This window comes from Neorhizobium sp. BT27B, assembly GCF_050455485.1.
Lineage (GTDB): Bacteria > Pseudomonadota > Alphaproteobacteria > Rhizobiales > Rhizobiaceae > Neorhizobium.
Map to the genome: position 1 here is coordinate 355938 of NZ_JBCIYT010000006.1, position 24128 is coordinate 380065.

At 60.5% G+C, this 24128-nt stretch carries 17 protein-coding genes; 10 read left to right on the forward strand and 7 right to left on the reverse strand.

Annotated elements, in window-relative coordinates; translation table 11 throughout:
• Positions 1-113: 113 nt before the first annotated feature.
• The gene (locus AAIH70_RS18500; protein WP_132276578.1) at positions 114-1160 is read left to right on the forward strand and encodes a proline racemase family protein; all 1047 of its coding nucleotides are present in this window, start codon (positions 114-116) and stop codon (positions 1158-1160) included.
• Between the two features lie 91 nt (positions 1161-1251).
• Here AAIH70_RS18500 and AAIH70_RS18505 read toward each other — a convergent pair whose 3' ends face one another.
• Positions 1252-2112, reverse strand: a complete 861-nt coding sequence (locus tag AAIH70_RS18505) for a tetratricopeptide repeat protein (RefSeq protein ID WP_430035087.1) — start codon at positions 2110-2112, stop codon at positions 1252-1254.
• A 328-nt stretch (positions 2113-2440) separates the two neighbouring features.
• Here AAIH70_RS18505 and pyrC point away from each other — a divergent pair, with 328 nt between their 5' ends.
• From pyrC to AAIH70_RS18525, 4 genes are all read left to right on the forward strand, one after another.
• The gene (gene pyrC / locus AAIH70_RS18510; RefSeq protein WP_132276582.1) at positions 2441-3478 is read left to right on the forward strand and encodes a dihydroorotase; all 1038 of its coding nucleotides are present in this window, start codon (positions 2441-2443) and stop codon (positions 3476-3478) included.
• 164 nt (positions 3479-3642) lie between these two features.
• Positions 3643-4818, forward strand: coding sequence for a GGDEF domain-containing protein (locus AAIH70_RS18515; RefSeq protein WP_132276584.1), 1176 nt, complete (start codon positions 3643-3645; stop codon positions 4816-4818).
• A gap of 96 nt (positions 4819-4914) precedes the next feature.
• Entirely contained in the window at positions 4915-5607 is a 693-nt protein-coding gene (locus AAIH70_RS18520) for an orotate phosphoribosyltransferase (RefSeq protein WP_132276586.1), read from the forward strand.
• A gap of 93 nt (positions 5608-5700) precedes the next feature.
• Positions 5701-6627, forward strand: coding sequence for a carbohydrate kinase family protein (locus AAIH70_RS18525; protein ID WP_132276588.1), 927 nt, complete (start codon positions 5701-5703; stop codon positions 6625-6627).
• A gap of 78 nt (positions 6628-6705) precedes the next feature.
• Here AAIH70_RS18525 and pgi read toward each other — a convergent pair whose 3' ends face one another.
• From pgi to AAIH70_RS18540, 3 genes are all read right to left on the reverse strand, one after another.
• Entirely contained in the window at positions 6706-8331 is a 1626-nt protein-coding gene (pgi, locus tag AAIH70_RS18530) for a glucose-6-phosphate isomerase (protein ID WP_132276590.1), read from the reverse strand.
• A gap of 153 nt (positions 8332-8484) precedes the next feature.
• Positions 8485-9726 carry an alpha/beta hydrolase gene (locus tag AAIH70_RS18535; RefSeq protein ID WP_132276592.1) on the reverse strand — a complete coding sequence of 414 codons (1242 nt, stop codon included), beginning with the start codon at positions 9724-9726 and terminating at the stop codon, positions 8485-8487.
• Positions 9727-9871: 145 nt separating this feature from the next.
• Positions 9872-11572: a long-chain-fatty-acid--CoA ligase gene (locus AAIH70_RS18540; RefSeq protein ID WP_132276594.1), complete on the reverse strand. Its 1701-nt coding sequence runs from the start codon at positions 11570-11572 to the stop codon at positions 9872-9874.
• Between the two features lie 299 nt (positions 11573-11871).
• On the opposite strand from AAIH70_RS18540, the gene AAIH70_RS18545 reads away from it, so the two are divergent.
• Both AAIH70_RS18545 and AAIH70_RS18550 read left to right on the forward strand, forming a co-directional pair.
• On the forward strand, positions 11872-12282 hold the full coding sequence (locus AAIH70_RS18545; protein ID WP_132276596.1) for a PRC-barrel domain-containing protein: 411 nt from the start codon (positions 11872-11874) through the stop codon (positions 12280-12282).
• 137 nt (positions 12283-12419) lie between these two features.
• Entirely contained in the window at positions 12420-13535 is a 1116-nt protein-coding gene (locus tag AAIH70_RS18550) for a hypothetical protein (RefSeq protein WP_132276598.1), read from the forward strand.
• 71 nt (positions 13536-13606) lie between these two features.
• Here the strand turns inward: AAIH70_RS18550 and nadE are convergent, their stop codons facing one another.
• The 3 genes from nadE to AAIH70_RS18565 are packed head-to-tail and all read right to left on the reverse strand — an operon-like array spanning position 13607 to position 16421.
• Positions 13607-14584 (reverse strand): NAD(+) synthase, encoded by a 978-nt coding sequence (gene nadE / locus AAIH70_RS18555; RefSeq protein WP_132276600.1) that lies wholly within the window; start codon positions 14582-14584, stop codon positions 13607-13609.
• Complete coding sequence (locus AAIH70_RS18560) at positions 14584-16140, reverse strand: class I adenylate-forming enzyme family protein (RefSeq protein WP_430035092.1); 1557 nt, start codon at positions 16138-16140, stop codon at positions 14584-14586. The genes nadE and AAIH70_RS18560 overlap by 1 nt, the downstream gene beginning before the upstream one ends.
• 29 nt (positions 16141-16169) lie before the next feature.
• Positions 16170-16421, reverse strand: a complete 252-nt coding sequence (locus AAIH70_RS18565) for an acyl carrier protein (protein WP_132276604.1) — start codon at positions 16419-16421, stop codon at positions 16170-16172.
• 284 nt (positions 16422-16705) lie between these two features.
• Between AAIH70_RS18565 and AAIH70_RS18570 the strand changes: the two genes are divergently transcribed.
• The 3 genes from AAIH70_RS18570 (at position 16706) to AAIH70_RS18580 (ending at position 24106) form a co-directional block, all read left to right on the forward strand.
• The gene (locus AAIH70_RS18570) at positions 16706-16921 is read left to right on the forward strand and encodes a hypothetical protein (protein ID WP_132276606.1); all 216 of its coding nucleotides are present in this window, start codon (positions 16706-16708) and stop codon (positions 16919-16921) included.
• 149 nt (positions 16922-17070) lie between these two features.
• Positions 17071-17892 (forward strand): phage tail protein, encoded by an 822-nt coding sequence (locus AAIH70_RS18575; protein ID WP_132276608.1) that lies wholly within the window; start codon positions 17071-17073, stop codon positions 17890-17892.
• A gap of 211 nt (positions 17893-18103) precedes the next feature.
• Entirely contained in the window at positions 18104-24106 is a 6003-nt protein-coding gene (locus AAIH70_RS18580; protein WP_430035095.1) for an IPT/TIG domain-containing protein, read from the forward strand.
• Positions 24107-24128 lie beyond the last annotated feature (22 nt).

Sequence of the window (24128 nt, forward strand, 5' to 3'; positions counted from 1 at the left end):
CGCTTTTTCCTCGATTTGGTTGGGCGGCCCGGTCTAGAACTATCCGCACTACTGCACCCGATTTGCGATGCAGACAACGGCAAAATACACCTGCTCATATAAGGAAGACGTAAATGAGGTGGAAGCGCACGATCCAGTTGCTGGACGTCCACTGTGAAGGCGAGATCGGCCGCGTGGCGATCGGCGGCGTGCCAAAGATCCCGGGCGACACCACGGCCGCCAAGCTGGCATGGCTCAACAGCGATCCAAAAGGCCAGGAATTGCGCCGGTTTCTCTGCCTCGAGCCGCGCGGCATGCCACTCGGGTCCGTCAATCTTCTTCTGCCGCCGACCGATCCTGCCGCCGATGCCGCCTTCGTCATTCTGCAGCCGGATCAGGCGCATGCCAGCTCGGGTTCGAACTCGATCTGCGTGACGACGGCTCTTCTCGAATCCGGCATCGTCGAAATGCAGGAACCGGAAACCATCGTGACGCTGGAAACCGCAGCCGGCCTCGTGCGCGCCATCGCCACCTGCCGGGATGGACGCTGCGAAAAGGTCAAGCTGACCATGGTGCCGTCCTTCGTGCACGCGCTCGACCAGAAACTGTCGACGCCGGAATGGGGCGAGATCAGCCTCGATGTCTGTTATGGCGGCATTTTTTATGCGCTGGTGGATGTCGGCCAGATCGGGCTGACGATCGACAAGGGCAATGCCGCAGCACTGGTCAGCGCCGGCATGGTCATCAAGCAGCTTGCCAACGCGGAATTTTCCGTCGTGCATCCGGAAATCCCCGCCATTTCCGGCATTGCCTATGTGATGTTCAGGGACGTCGATGCGGATGGCGCGGTGCGCACCTGTACCACAATGTGGCCGGGCCGGGCGGATCGCTCACCCTGCGGCACCGGCAATTCCGCCAATCTCGCGGCCCTGCATGCACGCGGCAAGGTCAAGGTCGGGGATGTCTTCAAGTCGCGCTCGATCATCGGCTCGGAATTCGAGGTCGGCCTTGAGCGCGAAACCATGATTGCCGGCAGACCCGCCATCGTGCCGACCATCACCGGCAGGGGTTTTACCTTTGGTCTGCATCAGGTGGCGATCGATCCGTTCGATCCGTTTGCCAGCGGTTTCGCAATGACCGACGTCTGGGGACCGTCTGCCGGCGATATTCTGGACGCCTGAAACAAAGAAGCCCGGACCGGCTGGTGCCGATCCGGGCTCTTGAAAGCGCTTGGACCCGGGATGGAGCGGGCCGCGCCTCCCAGGGGTCTTTTCAGATATCCTTCGGCTTGGCACCAAACGGCTCGACATCGCCCTGCTTCAGCACCAGTGTGCTGACGCTTTCGGCCAGTTCGTCCTGCTGCGGGGCAGGCGGGGTCACGCCGTGATCTTCAAGCTGGGCAAGCTTGTAGGCGCCGAACACAACACCCTTGTCGGCAGCGGCACGAAACATCTCGGCGGCGCGTTCCGGGTTGGCGGCAATGCCTTCGCCGTTTTCGTACATCAGGCCAAGATTGATCATGGCATCGGTGCTGCCGCGCTGGGCTGCAAGATCATACCATGCAATCGCAGTCTGATTGTCTTCCGGAACCAGTGTGCCTTCATCATAGATGGCGCCGATGTTGAAGGCTGCCGTATCGTCACCGCCAACGGCAGCTTCTTCGAACCAGTGCAGCGCCTGCTGGCCATTGGCGTCTGTGCCAAGACCGTCGCGATAGGCCACGCCGAGGTTATACTGGGCGAGCACGTTGCCGCTCGCAGCGGCTTCGCTGTAGAGGTTGAACTCGGCCTTTACGTCGCCGAGGCGACCCATCAGCATACCAAAGTTGACCTTCGCGGCGGAATAGCCACCCTTTACGGCGGCCTCGTATGCCGACATCGCCTCATCCGGTTCCTGAACCTTGTTGAGCGCACGACCGAGCTGGAATGCGAAGCGCGGATTGCCGGTCGCCTCGAAGGCGGTGCGGCACACGCCGACAGCCTGCGCATCGATATTGTCGGCATCGACAGGAGCGAACGTGCCGTTGCGATCCTTGTCATAGGCGCTACCGGCCATACGATCGCAATCGCTCTGCAGGGCTGAGGTCTGTTCGATCTTGGCGCGCTGTTCGGCACTCAGGGAAACGGTCAGCATGCACAATGCGACAGCACTTCCTGTGGCCAGCAACATCATCCGATTGACTTTATTGGAACGGGAATTCATCCTCGCCTCCGGCTCATGATCACTTAAAGATTGATGAACGAACGCCGCAATTGGGTGTCGGTTCCGTATGGCTGCGCTGATTTCACTGGACTTGCCGGATGGAAACGGCGTGAAATTGGCCGAAAATGCCATCTAGTGATCTGAAATGGCTCCACTTTCCCGATAGTCGCGAATTTTAATCACGCTTTGGTGCGCAGTTGTTTTGACCGACCTTTCGATGGTAAGGCGAAAGCTCTCATCCACGAAAAAGGCCTGTTTCATGACCCGTATCAGCATCCGTCGCCCCGATGATTGGCACCTGCATCTGCGTGATGGCGACATGTTGAAGGGTGTGATCGGCGACTCGAGCCGGCATTTTGCCCGCGCCATCATCATGCCGAACCTGGTGCCGCCGGTGGTGACCACGAAGGATGCCGAGGCCTATCGCGACCGCATCGTGGCAGCTCTGCCGGAAGGCGATCGTTTCGAGCCGTTGATGACGCTCTACCTCACCGAACACACCGACGCCGATGACGTCGAGGCGGGCAAGGCAAGCGGCCTCATCCATGCAGTAAAACTGTACCCGGCCGGTGCCACCACCAATTCCCATGGCGGCGTGCGCGATATGGACAAGGCCATGCCTGTGCTGGAGCGCATGGCCAAGATCGGCCTGCCGCTGTGTGTGCATGGCGAAGTCACGACGCCCGAAGTCGACATTTTTGACCGCGAGGCGGTATTCATCGAAACCGTGCTCGATCCGCTGCGCAAGCGACTGCCGGAACTGAAGATCACCATGGAGCACGTCACCACGTCCAACGGTATCGACTACATCAAGTCGGCACCGGAAAACCTCGCGGGTTCGATCACCACGCATCATCTGATCATCAACCGCAACGCCATCCTGGTCGGCGGCATCCGCCCGCATTATTACTGCCTGCCGGTCGCCAAGCGCGAAAGCCATCGCCTTGCCCTGCGCGCCGCCGCGACCTCCGGCGACAGCCGGTTCTTCCTCGGCACGGACTCCGCACCGCATGTCGATCCGCTCAAGGAGTGCGGCTGTGGCTGCGCCGGCATCTACACTTCGATCAACACGATGAGCTGCCTTGCGCACGTGTTCGAGGACGATGCCGCGCTCGACAAGCTGGAAGCATTTGCGTCGCTCAATGGTCCGGCATGGTATGGCCTGGCGCCGAACGAAGACCGCATCACGCTGGAAAAGCAGGCCGAGCCGGTGACCTTCCCCGCCAAGATCGAAACCGGTGCGGGACCGGTCACCGTGTTCGACCCGATGTTCCCGCTACACTGGGCGGTTGTATAAATAGGGTAAAAATCCCCCCAGTAATGGTCGAAAAAGCACGGTATTTTAGCAATGCCGGTAATGTTTTGATCATGAATCAGGTCCTAGACTATTTCCCAACGTGAGGGCGGATCTTCGCCTTGGGGAATGGCGGGACATGATGCCCGTCGGGGACACGGCGAGGCATGATGCTCGATTACAATTCACTTCTTCTGGCGCTGGGATTCTCGGCGATCTGCCTGCTTGTGGCGCTGTTCGCCACCTGGGCATCGCGCCGCAGCGATAGCTTCATGCTCACCTGGGTGGTCAGCCTGGCGCTGATCATTGTCGGCATATTCAGCTACAGCGCCTATACGCTGCAGGCTGGGCTGGTCATCGGAGCCATCTCATATTTCTTCATCATGGCGGGGTTTTCCGTCATGTTTGCCGCCGGTTGCCAGTTCCGTACGGGCCGCTCGCCGCTGCGCGTTTCTATGGTTGCGGGATCCATCGTCATGGTGCTCGGGCTGCCGGCAATGCTGATGGGGTATGACGGCATTTCCATCATCATGATGAATGTTACGACGGCGATCCTGCTGACGGCGACCGCCCGCGAATACTGGCTTGTGCGCCACGAGGCGCCGGGCCCGCTGATCGGCATGGCGTCGCTCTATGCCACGGCAGGCGTATCGTTTGCGCTCTGTGCTTGCGTTCTCATTCGTGACCAGCAATGGGTGATCGGCCATGCGCCGCAGAACTGGGCGGAAAAACTCAATATCGCCATCTGCATTGCCAGCATGACCGGCGTCGGTGCCTTCTCGCTGGCACTGCACCAATGGCGTCTTGCCGCTTTCCATCGCCGTGAAGCGATGACCGACCCGTTGACCGGCCTTCTCAATCGACGTGCCGTGTTCGAAAAATTCGGTGCGGTCGATCTCGATCAGTCCACCGCCGTCATCGTCTTCGACATCGATCGCTTCAAGTCGATCAACGACCAGCACGGCCATGCCGCCGGCGATATCGTCATCCGCGCCTTCGCGCAGGAGATGAAGGTGAAGGCGGAAAAGGATTCCGTCGCCCGCCTTGGCGGTGAGGAATTCGTGGTCGTTATCAAGAACGTGCTGCCGGGACGCGCCGAACGCATTGCCGAACGTATCCGCCGCGGTTTCGCCGAACGGATGATCGATATCGGCGGAAAGACGGTCTCCTGCACCGCCAGCGCCGGCATCGCTTTCGGCACCAAGGAAGGCCGCAATTTCGATACGGTTCTCAATCTGGCTGATGGCGCGCTTTATGAAGCCAAGCGGGCAGGCCGCAATCGCATTGCGGTGGCCGGGTTCCTGCACGCCGTCGATCTCGACGAGGCGCGGACCACCGCCTGAAAACAGCAGTTTGTTTATAACCTAGGGCCGCGATCCACTGGATGCGCGGCCTTCTTGCTGCTATGCCGCCGCAACGGATCTAAAGGAGCAACAGACATGCACACCACATTTACCGATCGCACGGTCATGGCCGAACTCATGGCAAAGATGCTGTGGGAAATCGGGGCGGTGCATTTCAATGCGGACAAGCACTACAAGTTCGCATCCGGCATGATGAGCCCGGTCTATATCGACTGCCGCAAGCTGCTCTCCTATCCGCGCGTTCGCTCCACCATCATGGATTTTGCCGTCGCCACGCTGCTGCGCGATGCCGGTTTCGAAAAGTTCGATTGCATCGCCGGTGGTGAAACGGCTGGTATCCCGTTCGCAGCCCTTCTGGCCGATCGCCTCGGCCTGCCGATGATTTATGTCCGCAAGCAGCCGAAGGGCCATGGCCGCAATGCGCAGATCGAAGGCAACATGCCGGAAGGCTCTCGCGTCCTCGTCATCGAGGACCTGACGACGGCCGGTGGTTCGATGTTCAAGTTCATCGACGCTATCCGCGCGGCCGGCGGTGTTGTCGATCACGGCATGGCGCTGTTCTATTACGGCATCTTCGATGAAGGCGCGTTGCGTTTTGCCGATGGCAAGGTGCAGTTCCACCACATCGCCACCTGGCGCAATGTTCTGGCCGTCGCGCGTGACCAGAAACTGTTTGATGAAAAGACGCTGTCGGAAGTCGAGGCATTTCTCGATGCGCCGCTGGCATGGTCTGCCCGCAACGGCGGCATCAGCGAGTTGCCGCGCTAAACGCGCATAATCAAAGCGAGCTTTTGCTCTGGTCAATTGTCAAAAGCTCGCTTATTCCTGTGCCAAACAGGTTATTCCTCGGGAGGGAAATCCATGATCTTGTGCTGCGGCGAAGCCCTTATCGACATGCTTCCGCGTGAATCGACGCTCGGCGAACCGGCGTTTGCGCCCTATGCCGGCGGTGCGGTGTTCAATACCGCGATCGCGCTTGGCCGTCTGGGTGTCGATACCGGCTTTTTCACCGGTCTCGCCGATGACATGATGGGCGACATCCTGCGTGACACGCTGCGCAGGAGCAATGTCGATTTCAGCTATTGCGCACTCGCATCGCGTCCCTCGACCATCGCCTTCGTGAAGCTCGTCGATGGCCACGCCACTTATGCCTTTTACGATGAAGGCACGGCTGGCCGCATGATTACCGAAGCCGATCTGCCGACGCTCGACGACGCATGCGAGGCCCTGCATTTCGGCGCCATCAGCCTGATCCCCGAACCCTGCGGCTCCACCTACGAGGCGCTGATGAAGCGCGAGGCAGCCACCCGCGTCATCTCGCTTGATCCCAACATCCGTCCGGGCTTCATCAAGGATAAGGCGGCGCATCTGGCCCGCATCAACCGCATGGCGGCAATGTCCGATATCGTCAAATTCTCCGATGAGGATCTGGCGTGGTTCGGCCTGGAAGGCGACGAGGACACGCTTGCCCGCCACTGGCTGCATCACGGCGCAAAGCTCGTCGTCGTCACGCGCGGTGCCGAAGGTGCGGTTGGTTACACGGCGGCTCACAAGGTCACGGTACCAAGCGAACGCGTGACCGTTGTCGATACGGTCGGCGCCGGCGACACGTTCGATGCCGGTATTCTCGCTTCGCTGAAGATGCAGAACCTGCTGACCAAAACGCAGGTGGCAAGCCTGACGGAAGACCAGATCGCGAGCGCGCTGGCACTGGGTGCCAAGGCTGCGGCCGTCACGGTATCGCGGGCAGGAGCCAATCCGCCGTTTGCTGAAGAGATCGGGCTGTAAGCCTCAAAAATTGAGACAATAAAAAAGGCTCCACCGATTTTTATCGGCGGAGCCTTTTTTACAATTCGATTTGCGAGCTTACTTCTTCAGCCCCGCCAGCGTCTTCACCAATCCTTGCGTAGAGCTATCATGGCTCGCAGCGCTTTCCTTGCCTTCCACCACCGGCAGCAGGCCGGTCGCCAGTTCCTTGCCAAGCTCGACGCCCCACTGGTCGAACGAGTTGATGCGGAACAGCACGCCTTCCACGAACACGCGGTGCTCGTAAAGCGCCACCAGACGGCCAAAGGCAAACGGCGTCAGCTTGTCATAGACGAAGGTGATCGACGGGCGGTTGCCGGTGAAGACGCGATGCGGCGCGATGAAATCGGCCTTGTTGTCGTCCATGCCCTTGTCGGTCAGCTGCTTCTTGGCTTCCTCAAATGTACGGCCCTTCATCAGCGCTTCCGACTGCGCCAGCACGTTGGCGATCAGGAGATCATGCTGATGGCGCAGTTCCGGCTCAAAGCTGTTGGCGGCGATCATGAACTCGGCCGGGATGATGCTCGTGCCCTGGTGGATCAACTGGTAGAACGCGTGCTGGCCATTGGTGCCGGGTTCACCCCAGACGACCGGGCCGGATTCTCCCTCGACCGGCGTGCCGTCGATGGTGACGCCCTTGCCGTTGGATTCCATGTCCAGCTGCTGCAGATAGGCCGGGAAACGCGACAGGCGCTGGTCATAGGGCAGGATGGCGCGGGTCGGGTAACCCAGCGCGTTGCGGTGGTAATAACCGATCAGGCCGAGCAGCATCGGCAGGTTCTTTTCCGTCGGCGCGGTGCGGAAATGCGTGTCCATCGCATGCGCGCCGTCGAGGAAGTGGCCAAAGTTTTCCGGGCCGATGGCGAGCATCAGCGGCAGGCCGATGGCCGACCAGATGGAATAACGGCCGCCAACCCAGTCCCAGAAACCGAAGACGCGGTCCTGATCGATGCCGAAGGCGGCGACCTTGTCGAGCGCGGTGGAAACTGCGCAGAAATGGTGCTGCACGGCAGCGTCACCCAGCGCATCGGCCACGAACTTGCGCGCCGTCTGGGCATTGGTCATCGTTTCGATGGTGGTGAATGTCTTGGAGGCGACGATGAACAGCGTCGTTTCCGGCTGCACGAGCTTCAGCGTATCGGCGATATGGGCGCCATCGATATTGGAGACGAAATGCGCGCGCGGGCCGTCATGGAAGGGCGCAAGCGCAAGCGTCGCCATGACCGGGCCGAGGTCGGAACCGCCGATGCCGATATTGACCACATCGGTGATTGCCTTGCCGGTGGCGCCCTTCAGCGAACCGGAACGGATGCCCTCGGCAAATTTTCCCATAGCGGCCAGCACGGCGTTGACGTCAGGCATGACATCCTTGCCATCCACCAGAACCGGATTGTTGGAGCGGTTGCGAAGTGCGGTGTGAAGAACGGCGCGGTCCTCGGTAAAATTGATGGCGACGCCGGAGAACATCTCTTCGCGCTTCTCGGCCACGCCACCGGCCTCCGCCAGCTCGACCAGCAGCGCCAGGACTTCCGCATTCACCGCCGTCTTGGAGAAATCCATGGTGAGATCATCGGCGGAAACGCTGAATGTCTCGAAACGCTGCGGATCGGCCGCGAAGGCTGCACGAATATCGGTGGCCTTGGTGGTGGCAGCGGTGGATTTCAGTTTTTCGACGATCGCCTGCATGGCTTGCTCCTGACGGTGCGCACGGGGAGTGCGGAATGGGAGGTACGGATAGGTCGAACGGGAACCTATTCGCTTTCCTTGGCAAATCAAGCCTTGTTGCGCCCGCCATGTGACCTAAGCGGGCGCGTTTTTTGAGATGGGTAAGGGTATCGATCAGCGGCCGACGGCGGTCTCGACCGTGTTGCCGACGGAGCGGCCGAGACGATCGACCTGATCGCCGTAATTGCGGCGCGTGGCCGGATCGAAGATCGAGATCGGTGCATTGACGGCAACACTTGCCGCTCCGCCCACCGTCTGCGCCGTGCCCAGCGCCACCGCGCCGATACGGTCGCCAAGCCCGACATCGCTGTCGGTCACGGTCTGGCCGGCGATCAGGCGGTTGCCGAGCAGTTTCACCACTTCCGGGCTTTCGGCGAACTTGCCGTGGTTGAGGCGATCGCCGCCCTTCAAGGCCGTCAGGTCGAGCACGACGATGCCCTGTTTTTCGAATTCGGAACGATAGGGCTCGACGGTCGGGTCCACCTGACCCAGGCGATCGATATTGCCGGAAATCCGGCGCGACAGGCCGAGCGCGCGGTCGTCACGCGAAACGAACAGGGTGAAATGCGGGCCCTTCGGTCCGATTTCGGCGATCTGGCGACCGAACACATCGACGTCCAGATCGGGCGAAGCAAGGATGACGTTCTGGATTTTCGGCGACACTCTGCCGTCACGGATCGCCATCTGTCGCAGCGCTTCCACCGTCACCCACGAACCCATCGAGTGCGCCATCACAACCACTTCCCCCACTTCCGGGTTGCGGGAGATGGTGCGCAACATGTCTTCCAGCGCATCGCGCGAATAGTTGGTGCTTTCCTTGTCGTAATTATAGGCAAAGATGCTGCCGCGCGATGGCCATGTGAACAGGATCGGCGCCACGTCTGCACCACTGTCATGCACGATCTGCGCATAACGATAGATGGCGTCTTCATAACGGTTGTTGAAGCCGTGAACGAAGACCATCACCCGTTTGCTTTTGGGCAGGTGATCGTGCAGCCAGCGATGCGCCTGCGGTTTTTCCATCGGGGTCACCGAAAGCGTGGCGAACTCCTTGTCCGGGTTGGCCGGCAGTTTTTTCGGCCACTGGACCTGGCCGACTTCACGGGCGCTATCGGGCGGAATGGAAACGGCAATCTCGGTGATGGCCGGCTCGGCACCGCGCTCGCCGGAATAAAGCACGCCGGGTGTTTCCGAGGGGCGGCGGGTGGTGGCGACCAGAACATCGACCTTGGACGTGCCGGAAACAGATGCGGCAGCCGTCGGGATCAGCACGCCTTCGGGTCGGCCGGCGCAGCTCGAAAGAATGCCGAGCACTGCCGCCACGGCGACGAGACGATGATAAGGGGTGATACGCACGCACGCTCCACGTTGCCAGCCAAGGGCTACAGCTAGTTCACCTTGGCGCGCAGGTCCATTGTTTTGGGCAAGCGCTGGTCGGACTTGGCTGAGCGGTGTCGCAGCGATGCAACGCGTTTTCCGCTGATCCCAAGTCCTTCCGCTGTCACTCCCGCAACATCCGCCTCAAAATCTTGCCGACATTGGATTTCGGCAGTTCCGAACGAAACTCGATGAAGCGCGGGCGTTTGTAGTTGGTCAGGTTGGCCACGCAATGTGCCTTCAGATCCTCTTCCGTCAGGTTCGGATCCTTCTTGACCACAAAGATCTTCACCGCCTCGCCGGAGTGTTCACAGGGCACGCCAACCGCCGCGCATTCCAGCACGCCCGGATGCATGGCCACCACTTCCTCGACCTCGTTCGGATAAACGTTGAAACCGGAAACAAGGATCATGTCCTTCTTGCGGTCGACGATCTTCACGTAACCCTTGCCATCCATGAAGCCCACGTCACCGGAGCGGAAATAGCCGTCCGGCGTCATCACCCTGGCCGTCTCCGCCGGCTGCTGCCAGTAACCGGCCATCACCTGCGGTCCACGGATGCAGATTTCACCGACTTCGCCGTTCGGCAAAACGGTATCGTCGTCATCGCGGATGGTGATGTCGGTGGAGGGGATCGGCAGGCCGATCGTGCCGGTGAATTCCGTCGTGTCCAGCCGATTGGCGGTGGCGACGGGGGAGGTTTCGGAAAGGCCGTAACCTTCGGTCACCGGGCAGCCGGTCATCTGGAACCATCGCTCGGCCACCGGCCGCTGCACGGCCATGCCGCCGCCGAACACCAGGATCAGCGAGGAAAGATCGAGTTTCTGGAAATCGGCATTGTTCATCAGCGCGTTGAACAGGGTGTTGAGACCCGGAAATACATGGGGCTGGCTTTTGCCGAGTTCGGCGACGAAGGCGGGGATGTCGCGCGGATTGGGGATGAGGATGTTGTGGCTGCCGGTCGCCACCCCCATCAGCGAATTCACCGTCAGCGCAAAGATGTGGTAGAGCGGCAGCGCGCAGACGAAGTTCAAAACCTCCGGCTTCTGCTTGTTGATGAAGGCCGTTTCCAGCCAGTAGCCCATCTGCTCCTGATTGGAGAGAAGGTTGCCATGGGTCAGCACCGCGCCCTTGGAAACGCCGGTCGTGCCGCCGGTATATTGCAGGAAGGCGATATCGCTCAGCGACACCTCGACCGGTTTCAGTGTCTGGGCAGCACCCTTAGACAGCACGGACTTGAAGCTCAGTGCAGATGGTATCGACCATTCCGGCACCAGCTTCTTGACCCGGCGCACGACGAGATTGACGATATGGCCCTTGAGGCCAAGCATGTCGCCCATCGTGGTGACGACGACATGGCGCAGCGGCGTCTTGCCCAGAACCTGCTGCACGGTATTGGCAAAATTTTCGAGAACGAAGATCGCGGTCGCGCCGGAATCCTTGATCTGGTGTTCCAGTTCGCGCGGCGTGTAGAGCGGGTTGACGTTGACCACGATCATCCCGGCGCGCAAAATGCCGTAAACCGTCACCGGGTTCTGCAGGATGTTTGGCATCATCACCGCAACGCGGTCGCCCTTTTTCAGGCCTTGCGCCTGCAGGAAGGCGGCGATCTTGCGGCTTTCGCGTTCCATCGCCTCATAGGTGAGGCCCTTGCCCATGCTGGAAAAGGCGGTGCGGCCGGCAAAACGCTGGCAGCTTTCCTCGAACAACTCGCCCAGTGAGCTGTGGTGGAGCGGCGGCAATTCTGCCGGAACGTTCGGCGGATAGGATGCCAGCCAGATCTTTTCGACAGGCGTGCGGGCCGGTGCGGCTGCAAGGTCAGTCATTCATTCTCCCTCCCTTTTATCGGCGTTCCCGTTTCCGGCCACCTTGCGGGAACCGAAAGCCATACTGCCTCACTGTGACAAGTGCAAAGGTCCTCCACCTTTTCACTTGGCCGGCAGTATCGCACGGACGCGGCCTCATCGGCCAATCACGAGAAGATTAGATAACCTTGACGTAAACGTCAATTATGCCCGGTGCCGTCCACATCCGAAAGAAACTCGGGATTTTTCCGGAACCATGCCGGAGATGGCGAGTTTGATTCCTGTAATTCTGAAGTGCAATCAACAAGAGGAGGTGCATCATGTTGCATCAGGAACCCCGCGCCGGTCAGGAACCCCGCGCCGGTCAGGACCCTTACATCAAGGATAGCCACTCCCTGATTGCCAGCGACAAGGTCGAAGGCACCAAGGTTTACGGCGCCGATAACAAGCGTATTGGCTCTATCGAACGCATTCTTCTTGAAAAACGCGGCGGCCGCGTTGCCTACGCTGTCGTCAGCTTCGGCGGTTTCCTCGGTATCGGCGATGACTATTACCCGCTGCCGTGGGAAAAGCTGCGCTACGACGAACAGCTCGACGGTTACCGCATCGACCTGACCAAGGACCAGATTACCGGCGCTCCGCGCTACAAGGATCTGGATGACGACAGCTGGTACGGCAGCAACGACCGCAAGGTCTATGATTATTACGGCGTCCCGCCATACTGGATGTAATGTTCAGGTAATCCTGATCCGTTGATCTGGATAGTAATCTTGATTGGAGGCTCCGCTTGCGGGGCCTCTTTTCGTTGTTTAAGGCTCCATAAGCAAAACTGAACTGATCTTCGGACAAGATTGGCAATGGTACCGGCATGAGCGGACAAACGACCATCATACGCGATTTCGAACGCGGCGATATCGACGGCGTGGCACGTCTGTTTCAGCTCACGTTTCGAGGTGCCTCCAAGGGCAAGGTTTCTCCGTCCGTTTCGCTGAATGCCTGCCTCGAGCAATCGTTTTTTCAGCATCCATGGGCCGACCCCGGCATTTCCTCGAAAGTGGTGGTGGGCGAGGGAGGACATGTGTCCGGCTTCATCGGCGTCTTGCCGGCACGGCTGGAAATCGATGGCCGATCCATTACCGCGGCTTTTGCCGGTTCGATGATGGTGGAAAATCCCAAGGCCGATCCATTGGCGGGCGCCCGGCTTCTGCGTGCCTTTCTGGCCGGCCCACAGGATATCTCGCTGACGGAAACAGCCAATTCCACCGCACTCGGCATGTGGCAGAAACTCGGCCATCCGCTCGATCCGGGCTATAGCTTCAACTGGATGAAGGTGCTGCGGCCGGTTTCGACGGGCATGCAGTTGATGGAGCGGTCCTTGCCCGTCGCCCGCGTCTTGCGCCCGCTCGGCCGTATCGCCGATCGTGCCGTCTCGGTTATCCGCCCTCCGTCCTTCACCGGTGGTGAGGCGCGCCGGCTGGAGTTCCGTGATGTCACGATGCAGGAGTTCGGCAACGCGCTGCTGTCCTTGAAGGATGCCTATGCCATGCGACCGGCATGGGATGACGGCACGCTCGGCTGGTTTCTCGATCAGGCCGAGCAGAAACGCAATCTGGGTTATCCCGAATGGCGTGTCGCCCATGGTCCCGATGGACGGCCGGTCGCAGCCTATGCCTATTTCGCAAAGATGGGTGGCATTGGCTGGGTGTTGCAGGCCGTGTCATTGCCAGCCCGAGCGGCTGATCTCGTCGATGACCTTTTCGCCCATGCGCATGCTTATGGCTGCGCATCGGTGCGCGGTGCGGCGCATCCGTGGCTCATTCCATCTCTGATGCAGAAACGCGCCATCTTCATGGGCCGCGCCTTCTACGTCGCCCACGCCCGAGACAAATCGCTGCTTGAGCCGATCAAGGCCGGTCAGGCGTTGATCAGCGGGCTGGCCGGCGAAAGCTGGATGCGCCTGATCGGCGACCGGTTCGACGACTGACCAAAGGAACGGCCCGACAATCCGCTGAATTGCCGGGCCGGTATGTCTTGGAAATGTTGTGCCTTGGCTTATCAGTCGATCAGCTTTTTCGGGTCGGCATGCAGATATTCGGCGACCTTGCGCTTCGACGCGATATTGCGCCACACGGCATCCACCTGATCCGGCGTCAGGCCGGCAACCTCGCCGGTTTCCTCACGCGAAACGCCGTTGTCGAGCGCATAAAGGCAAAGGTCCATGCGGTCATAGGGCAGCGAGAAGTAATACTCGTCCTGACCCTGCGGCAGCGACCATGTGTCGGTGGTCGGCGGGCGGCGGCGGATTTCTTCCGGCACGCCAAGCGCTTCCGCCAACTGGTAGACCTGCGTCTTGTAGAGATGCGCGATCGGCTTGAAATCGGCAGCGCCATCGCCGTTCTTGACGAAAAAGCCCTGATCGTATTCCAGCCGGTTCGGCGTGCCTGCCACCGCATAGTTCAGCCGGTCGGCATGGTAATATTCTATCTGCTTGCGGGTCCGCTGCTTCATGTTGGCAGCAGCGATCATGCCGAGATAGACGTCGAGCGGCATGCGGTGGCGGCTCTGTTCGCCGGCCGGATTGGCAACCACCAGCCAGGAAATATTGTAACCGCGGCCGGTCAGTGCATCTTCCAGCACCACCTTGCAGCCCCAGCCTTCGGAAAATTCCGGCACGACCTGACGGATGAAACCGTCGCGGCGCGTATAGCAGCCGGCAGCGGCCAGCGCCGAGCCGATATCTTCCAGAACGGTCTCGACACCGGTCGCGGCGGCCAGCGCCTGTCCGAGACGCAGGCTGTCCGGATCACTGTCATGTTCGGGCATGAAAATGCCGGTCACCTTTTGCGGGCCGAAGGCGCGGGCGCAAAGCGCTGCCGTGACGCTGGAATCGATGCCGCCGGAAATACCCAGCACCGCACCGCGCTTGCGCAGATCCTTCGCCACCGTGTCGCGCAGCCAAACGCAGATGCGCTCGATCTCGGCCTCGGTATCGAGCTTCAGGCTGTCTGCGGAAAATTTCTTTGTTCCTGTCATCAAGCTATCCTGCCCTTTTCGTTGTCGCTGGCCTCTGGCGCCTTTGCGGCATTGAGGCGAATTTTGCCCGTTGCCGTCTTCGGCAGGGCATCGTGAAATTCCACCATTTTGGGAACCATGAAATCTTCGAGATGTGTGGCGCAGTGGCGCTGGACCAGCCGCTCGCTCAGGCCGGCCGCCGGGTCTGCCGCCACATGCGCCTTGATCACCTGCCCGAAAACCGCATCGTCTACACCTTCGACCGCGGCTTCCAGCACGCCGGGCAGGGCGTAGAGCACACGCTCCACTTCCTGCGGGCTGACCTTTTCGCCACGTGTCTTGATGATGTCGTCGCGGCGGGCGACGAAATAGAGAAAACCGTCTTCGTCGGCGCGAAACAGATCGCCGGTATGCAGGCGCAAGCCGTTGGAGCCGGGACGCAGGGCAGTTGTGGTCGCAGCGTCATCGCGCCAGTAACCGCGCATCACATGCGGGCCTTCGACCACAAGTTCACCGGTTTCGCCCGCTGCGACGGACAGACCGTTTTCATCGATAATGGAAACACTTGTGCCCGGAATGGCATTGCCGACCGAGATCGGTCGCGACGTCACCTCGTCCGGTGGCAGATAGGTGGTGCGCAGGCATTCCGTCTGGCCGTACATCAGATAGAGCGCCGCATGCGGCAGGGATTTTTGCAGGCGCTCGGTGGTGGTCGGCGGCAGGCCGGCGGCGGCATTGGTCATGTATCGCAGAGTGGGAAGCGTTTGCGCGCTCAGGTCCGGCATACCGGCAAACAGTGCTGCCATGGCCGGCACCAGCGGAAAGCCGGTCACCGCCTCGCTCTGCAGGCGCGACAGGATCACGCGCGGAAAGGCAAAGCTTTTCTCCAGAACAAGCGTGCCGCCCACCATCGCCATCGTCACCATCTGGGTGATGCCGTAACCATGCGACAGCGGCAGCACGCTCAGCACGATATCATCCGCGGAGTTCCGGAGGTAACCGGTGATCGAGGTGCAGGCGGCAGTGACATTGGCATGTGTCAGCATCACGCCTTTCGGCAGCCCGGTGGAGCCGGATGTGTGGATCAGCAGCGCCAGATCGTCTTCGCGCAGGCCTTGCGGCGGCTGGAAAACCGCGTCAACGCCGATCAGATCCTCGTAAGACAACGTATCGTCGATGGGGAAAGCCGCTTGCGCAACGATGATGACGGGCCTGTTGCCGAAAAGGTCGCAGGCAGCCTCGACGATTGGCATAAGCCGCGCATGAGCGATGATCGCCGCCGGTTCGATACTGCGAAAAATCTCCGCAAGCTTTTCTGCCTTGATCGATGGATGCAGCGGGCAGGCGACGCCGCCGACTTTCCAAGTGGCGAAAAACGAAACGACCGCTTCGCTGCCATTGTCGAGAAGGAAGACGAAGCGATCACCGGGCTTGAACCCCGTCGCTGCCAGACGTGCAGCGATACGGGAGGAGAAGCGATCGGTTTCGTCATAGCTCAGGCGAATGTCACCGGCGACGACGGCGGTCTTGCCCGGTCGCTGGATCGCATTCTGCGCGATGAAGGTTTCGATCCGCACGCCCGTTCTCCCGGCAGCGATGCGCCAAATCAGGCCGCAGCCTTTTTCGATGTCAGATAGGCGGTGACGCGCGAGATGCTGTCGAGATTGTCCGGTACGATCTCTTCATCCGCAACAGAAATGCCGTAGGTGCTTTCAAGATAGGCGATCAGCTCGAGAACGCCGGTCGAATCCATTACACCGCTGTCGAGCAGGGACTGATCATCGGCAATTTCGGCATCGGCACGAAACAGAAAGTTTTCGGCAATGAAGCTGCGCACGTTGTTTGCGTAATCGGACATAGGGTTGATACCTCTCATCAATTGAGCAGGGCAATAACGTCCCAGGTTGTCCTGACGTCCGGGGCCCCCACAGCACTAGCAGACCATATGCATCAACATCCCTGAATCTTTCGCTAATCAAGTTGCGGGCATTTGCCAGCGTCTTGCCATGCGTGCATGGGAGATGCTTCAGGATTCGGCGGATTTCGAAGTATCCGGTTTTTTCTGCAAGTTTTGGAACCGTTCGCGATCCGCGAGGTTACACTCTTTCTATCCATAAATATGGCAAAGGGAGACAGTGAATCATGCCTATGCGATTTGACAGCATTGTATCGCCCGACGAACATCTGCTGACGGTTCAGGAAGCTTTGGAGCCACTTTATCTCAAACTGGAGGTGGAGGCCGAGGCAAAGCTTCTCAAGGCCGCATTGCGTGCCGGATGGTCGGCAGATGAGGCATCACAGGCCATTGATCAGTTGCGGCGTCACGAACTTTCGTCCGCAGCCGGAACGCAGCACTGATTGATATTTTTGCTGCCTATGGTTAATATATTTTACATTAATCAACTATTGATTGCGGGTCTGGCCGCCGTCACTACACTCTCCGACATGCCGCTTTAACTTCATCGACAGGCAAGCCTGCCTGCGGTAGCGGTGTTTGGGGAGATGTAATGGGAAAGTTGCTTTCATCGAGCCGCCGTTCAATGGTTTATCTCAATAGTTTTGCCATCCTCGCTGGAGCGTTTGTCGGGGGAGGCGCTTTTCTTGGAAGCGGGCGGCAGGCCTTTGCCTGTGGTGACACGCCCTATCTTGGTGAAATATGCACGTTTGCTTTCGGTTATTGCCCGAGGGGATTTGCCCCCGCCGATGGCAGCCTTGTATCGGTCCAGCAGAACTCGGCGCTTTTCGCACTGCTGGGCACGGTCTATGGCGGCAATGGCACTCAGACGTTCGCACTGCCTGACCTGAAGGGGCGCGCCGCGGTCAATGTCGGCACGGGGGCCGGCTTGAGCGAGGTTGTCCTGGGCATGAAGTCTGGCGTGCAGCAAATCACGCTGACGCAGCAGCAGATGCCGCAACACACGCATGGTGCGGCTTTTACCGGCACGGGTGGCGGCAACCAGACGATCAATGTCGATGCCGTGCCGAGCACGCTTGCGGCGCAGCCGCATTTCGTCGCAAAGCAGGCGACTGGCGTCGCGGCGATTGCCGCCGGATCATATCTTGGGCAGAGCGGAACCGGCACGGGATCGGCGACAATCTACGTCCCGCAGAATTCAACCGCTGCCGACGTCGCTCTGTCAGGTGTCACTGTCGGCTTGACCGGCGATCCTGGGCGGCCCGCGTTCAACTTCACGGTGCAGTCGGGTTTTACAGCCGGCACAGTTACCGTGTCGCCCGCCGGTGGTTCTCAGCCGGTCGTCACCCAGTCGCCAACGCTCGGCCTGACCCAGTGCATTGCCACGGTAGGCGTGTTTCCTCCGCGCCCCTGAGAAGGGTTATGGGTCTGCGGCTCACGGAATATCACGCAGGGGCATCATTACATCGATTGAGTGATGCTGTCGATCAATGCACGCATATGTGGCATATTCGTCATATCGCATAAAAATATGATTAACACTCTTCTTTTCCTGTTGAGTTGTCTCAAAATGCAATAATAAGTTGCATTAGGATGATTTGATATGATGGTGAGGAGTGGTGTTGATGCAGGCTGATCGCTGGCAGGTGCTTCTAGGCGCGATTTTGCATCAATTCACCAATGTCTTCATTCCCTTTGTCGTGGTCATTCTGGCTCTGCTGTCATCCACGCAGCCGGCGCAGGCTCTTTCTACTGCCTGCATCGCCGTCAATAACGATTGGGGAGTACTTCAGACCTTCGGCCCCGTTTCTGGCGGTGACGCGCCGATGGAGCGCGAGTACGATCAGGGCTTTGCTGCCAATGAACGGCTATCGTTTTTCGCCAAGACAACAAACAGCACTCCGGAAGAAAAAACTACAGGCAGTCCGGAGAACAACGGCTCCGCCCAACTTGGTTTTTATGATTATTTGGTTTTGGATATGGCTTATCGCCCCGGTGGGGGTGAAGAGTTGCTGATCAACAGCACGTTGCAACCTGATACAAGCTCAACGCTAGGCATCACGGCAAGCGGCTCTACCAATGTCGGCTCAATGGGCACGATCGAGGTTCGCGTCAATTGTTATGGTGATACGCCGACAGTGACGGCACTGTCTCCTGCCTCGGGCAGTGTTCTCGGCGGAAACAGCATCACCCTCACAGGCACCGATTTCACCGGTGTGAGCGTTGTGTCCTTCGGCGGCACCAACACCACCTTCACGGTTCTCGATGATTCGCATATCAGTGCGACCGTGCCTGCCGGTGCCGCAGCTGGTCCGGTCAATGTCAGGGTCACCAGCGCCGGCGGTACCAGTGCCGTGGCCGCCGCCAACCAGTATACCTATCTGCCGCTGCCGGTGGTCACGTCTATCAGCCCAAATACCGGTCCGACGGCAGGCGGCAATCCCGTCGTTATCGATGGTACCGACCTCACCGGCGCTACGGTCACCTTTGATGGTAGTCCTGCAACCATCTTGGCTGCGAGCGCCACACAGATCACCGTCACGGCCCCGCTCCGGGCAACCGCCGGAACCGTCGATATCATCGTAACGACGCCAACCGGATCGAGCGGACCTGTTGCCGCGGCCAAGTACACCTATGTCGGACAGCCTGCCATCACCTCGCTCGCACCCGACCGCGGCCCGGTCACGGCGGGCAACACCGTCATCATCACGGGAAGCAATTTCATTGGTGTCACGGCGGTGAGCTTTGGCGCTAGCTCGGTCTCGTTCGTGGAAAATTCGCCAACCCAGATCACCGCGACCGCGCCTGCCGGGGTGGCCGAAAGCACGGTCGGGGTGACGGTGACCGGAACCGGCGGGACAAGCAGCGGTGGCGGCAACCAGTACACCTTCGCCGGCACTCCCAGCGTGTCCGGAATATTGCCGGCAAGCGGTCCGCTGGGCGGCAGTTCGGGCATCCTCATATCCGGCAGCAATCTCGCCTTTGCTACCGTTTTCTTCGATGGCGTTCCGGTCAGCGTCACGGCCAATACCGCAAGCCAGGTCACGGTCACGGCCCCGGCCCATGCCGCTGGCGATGTCGCGGTTCTGGTCAGCACCGCAGGTGGGAGCACGGTTGCCGGGAGCTTTACCTATCGGACCCTGCCGCTCGTTTCGACCGTGTCTCCCAATTCCGGACCATTGGCCGGCGGCAACAGTGTCACCATAACCGGTTCCGGGCTCGAAAACCCCGTGTCTGTGACGTTCGGTGGCATAGCCGGTGCGGTGACGGCCAGCAGCGATACGTCGATCACCGTCAACGTGCCGTCCCAGACGTCGGCGGTTGTCGTGGATGTCGTGGTCACCACTTCGGGCGGCATCAGCACCACCGGCACTGGCGCCTATACCTATCTTGCCGTGCCGGTCGTCGGCTCGATCTCACCGACATCGGGGCCATTGGCAGGCGGGACGACCGTGACGATTACCGGCACCGGTTTTACCGCCGATTCAACGGTCGTATTCGGCTCGGTGGCCGGCAACAATATTGTCTTTGGAAATTCGACAACGCTTACGGCGCAATCGCCGGGCGGGGCTGCCGGACCAGTCGGTGTCAGCGTAACGACACCGGGCGGCACAAGTGGCGCCGCCAGCCAGTTCACCTATCTTGCTGCGCCGGTTGCCACTAATTCCGTAGCCACCGTGGCGGCAAACAGCAGCGCTTCGCCGATAACGCTCAATGTCACCGGCACCGGCATTACCGGTGTGGCGGTAACGACCGCTGCGACGCATGGCAACGCTATAGCGTCCGGCACCACAATCAGCTACACGCCCACCGCCGGATATTCCGGCACGGACAGTTTTTCCTACACAGCGACAAATGCCGGCGGCACATCGGCACCGGCAACCGTCACCATCACGGTCACGCCACCGGTGCTGAGCCTGTTGCCGGCAGCGGGAGTGCTTCCCGCAGGCCAGACCGGGATCACCTATAGTCAGACCTTCACGGCAGCGGGCGGTACTCCCAATTATACCTATACGGTCCCTCCCGGTACTTTGCCGGCCGGCCTTTCACTGTCTCCGTCAGGAGTGCTCGGCGGAGTGCCCACAACCATCGGCACGTCGTCGTTTTCCGTCACGGCAATGGATGTCTATGGCGCGACCGGCACCGCCATCTACAATCTGACCATTACCGAACAGCCGCCGATCGCCAATTCCTTCACGGCGGTGGTGCCGATCAATTCCAGCGGCAATACCATCACGCCAAATCTCGCCGGTGGTAGCGCAGCCTCTCTCGACGTTTCATCGCAACCGGCCAACGGTTCGACTTCCGTCAACGGTTTGACGCTGAGCTACACGCCAAACCCCGGCTTTAGCGGCAATGACAGTTTTGATTATACGGCAACCAATGGCGGCGGCACGTCTGCACCTGCCACGGTCACTGTCACCGTCGTCAATCCTACCCTTACGCTTGCGCCCGCCACGGGCGCCTTGCCGGCAGCAATTGTCGGAACGGCCTATTCCCAGACGATCACCACATCGGGAGGGACCGGGACATATGCATATACCGTCACGGCAGGGGCACTTCCCGCGGGACTCAGTCTCTCTGCTTCAGGCGTGATCGCAGGCACACCAACGGCGGTCGCCAGTGCATCCTTTACCATCACCTCCACGGATACGGCCCCGGCCTTCGGTCTTGCCAGTTACACACTGACGGTCGGGCCTGCACTGCCGGTCGCATCCGATGTGTCGTTCAGCATCGCTGCCAATGCCGCGGCAACGCCTGTCCCGCTCGCCCTGTCGGGTGGTCCGGCAACTGCCGTGATGGTTTCTGCACCCCCCTCACACGGTGCTGCCACGGCTTCGGGTACCGGCATTTCCTACGCGCCGACGGCCGGTTATTCCGGTGCCGACAGCTTCACCTATATCGCCAGAAATGCCTCCGGAGACTCTGCTCCGGCAACCGTGACGGTCACGGTTGCCGCCCCGACCCTGACGTTTTCGCCCGTGGCCGGCGCGCTGCCGGACGGCATGGTGGGAGCGGCCTATAACGAGACCATCGTAGCTTCGGCCGGCACTTCGCCCTATTCCTATGGGCTCGGGGGCGGGGCTTTGCCAGTTGGCATCTCCCTTGATCCGTCCACCGGCGCACTCACGGGAGCGCCGACCACGGCCGGGTCCAGCAGCTTCACGATCACCGCAACAGATGCCTATGGTGCCACCGGAAGCAGCGCCTACACGATCAACGTTGCCGTGCAGCCTCCGATCGCCAATCCTGTCTCGGCGACGGTGGTGCGGGATGCGGTCAACACCCCGATCGCGCTGAGCATAACCGGCGGTCCGGCAAACTCGGTTAACGTCACCACGCCGCCATCGAACGGAACGACGTCCATTTCGGGCACCACGATAACGTACACGCCGACGGCCGGTTACGTCGGTGCCGACAGTCTTGCCTATACGGCCAGCAATGGGTCCGGCACGTCTACGCCAGCCACGGTCTCGATCACGATCACCAATCCCACGCTTGTGCTCGCGCCGGCGGCGGGACCGCTGCCGGATGGCACTGTCGACACTAGCTACAGCCAGATGCTGTCGGCATCGGGTGGAACCGCGCCTTACAGTTTTGCGGTCAGCGGTGGCAGCCTGCCGGCGGGTCTCGCGCTCGCGCCCGGCAGCGATCTGATTTCCGGCGTGCCCACGGCTACCGGCACCTACACCATTTCGATCACCGCGACCGATGCCGGCGGCGCAACGGGTGTCGTCGGCTACACGCTGCGTATTCTCCCTGCGGCACTAGTTCTGTCACCGCCGACCGGCAGCGGTCTGCCGCCGGCCACTATCGGAACTGCCTATTCCTACACCGGCATCAGCGCGAGTGGTGGTAGCGGGCCGGCAAGTTTTGCCGCAACGGGGCTGCCGCCGGGCCTCGCCATGGCCGCCAGCGGCGCCATCAACGGCACGCCCACGGCGGCTGGCAACTACTCGCTGAATGTCACCGCCACGGATACGGGCGGTGCGATTGCCACTGCCACCTATGAACTCACCGTCAATGCGGGTTCCGGCGCATTCGTCTTCTCTCCGCCAGGCGGCGCCTTGCCGCAAGCGATGGTGGGAGAAGCCTATAGTCAGGACATTTCCGCCACGGGCGGTGTCGCGCCGCTGATCTACAGCCTTGCCAGCGGCAGTCTGCCTCCCGGTCTCGTCCTCAATGTCTCCAATGGCGATCTCAATGGTCCGCTGACGGCCGATGCCGCGCCGGGCACCTACAGTTTCAGCATCGCAGTGCGCGACGCCGCCGGCGTGACCGGCTCCGCCAGTTTCACCCTGCAGGTTTCTGCGCGTGCCGTCACCGTTGCCAACAAGGAGGTCATCGTGCCGCCCGGTGGCACGCCGCCGAATGTCTATCTCAATGCCGGTGCGACCGGCGGGCCGTTCGTCGATGCGACGCTTGGCAGCGTTTCTCCACCTGCCGCCGGCACGGCAGAGATCATTCGCGGTGAACTGGCGCAGGCCGGGCCGGTTGCCCCAAGCGGTTTTTACCTGCGTTTCACGCCCAATCCCGGTTTCTCCGGAAGGGTTGTTGTCGGATACCAGTTGATCAGCGCCCTGGGTGCCTCCAATGTCGGCACTGTCGCCTATAGCCTCAATTTCAACCCCGCTGCCGTCGCCGAGGATATCGACGAACTCGTCCATGATTTCGTGCGCACCCGACAAAACCTCCTGTCATCGACCATCAGGGTGCCGGGGCTTCTGGAGCGGCGACGGATGGAAAACGCCCGCGATCCCGTCACCATCCGCATGTCGCCACAGGAAACCGGCATGCGTGCCGCGTTCTCGACCAGCCTGGCGCAGATGGAAGCGGCCCGTGATCGTGCCGACGGGCTGGATGCCGCCGGGCCGCGCCCGTTCAATATATGGATAGATGGGGCCATCCGCATTCACGGCGGTGGCGACAATGAAGACGATGAAGACGATCGCTGGGGCAGTTTTGCGCTTTTGTCGGTCGGCATGGATTACCTGCTCAGCGACCGTGCATTGATCGGCATCTCCGCGCATTTCGACAGGATGACCGATCCCGCCGATGAGGATGCGGAGCTGACAGGCAATGGCTGGTTCGCCGGTCCATACGTGTCGCTGGAAATCGCAAAGGGTGTGTTCTTCGATACCAGCCTGCTTTATGGCGGTTCATGGAATGATATCGATACGGCGTTCTTCGATGGCAAATTCGATACGACGCGCTGGATGTGGGATGGCTCCCTCAAGGGCGAGTGGTATCTCGACGAGGTCACGGTGGTCACGCCGAAATTGCGGGCCGTCTATCTGACCGAAACGGTCAAGGATTATGCCGTCAGCAACGATGCGGGTGACAAGCTGCTGCTCGAAGGGTTTTCCATGGAGCAGTTGCGCGCCAGCATCGGTGCGGAAATCGAGCGCCGGATCATGCTCAGCAACGGCATGGTGCTGACGCCGCGTCTGGGTGCCACGGTCGGCTTGGCAGGCCTTGATGGCGAAGGCACGTTTGCCACGGTCACCGCCGCTGCGTCGTTGCAGACTGAAACCGCCTGGATGTTCGATGTCGCACTTCTGTTCGATATCGAAGGCGAGGGGGATGTCAGCGTCGGCGCGCGGGCACGGATGTCCACGCGGTTCTGAACGGACAGTGGATTTCGTTGGT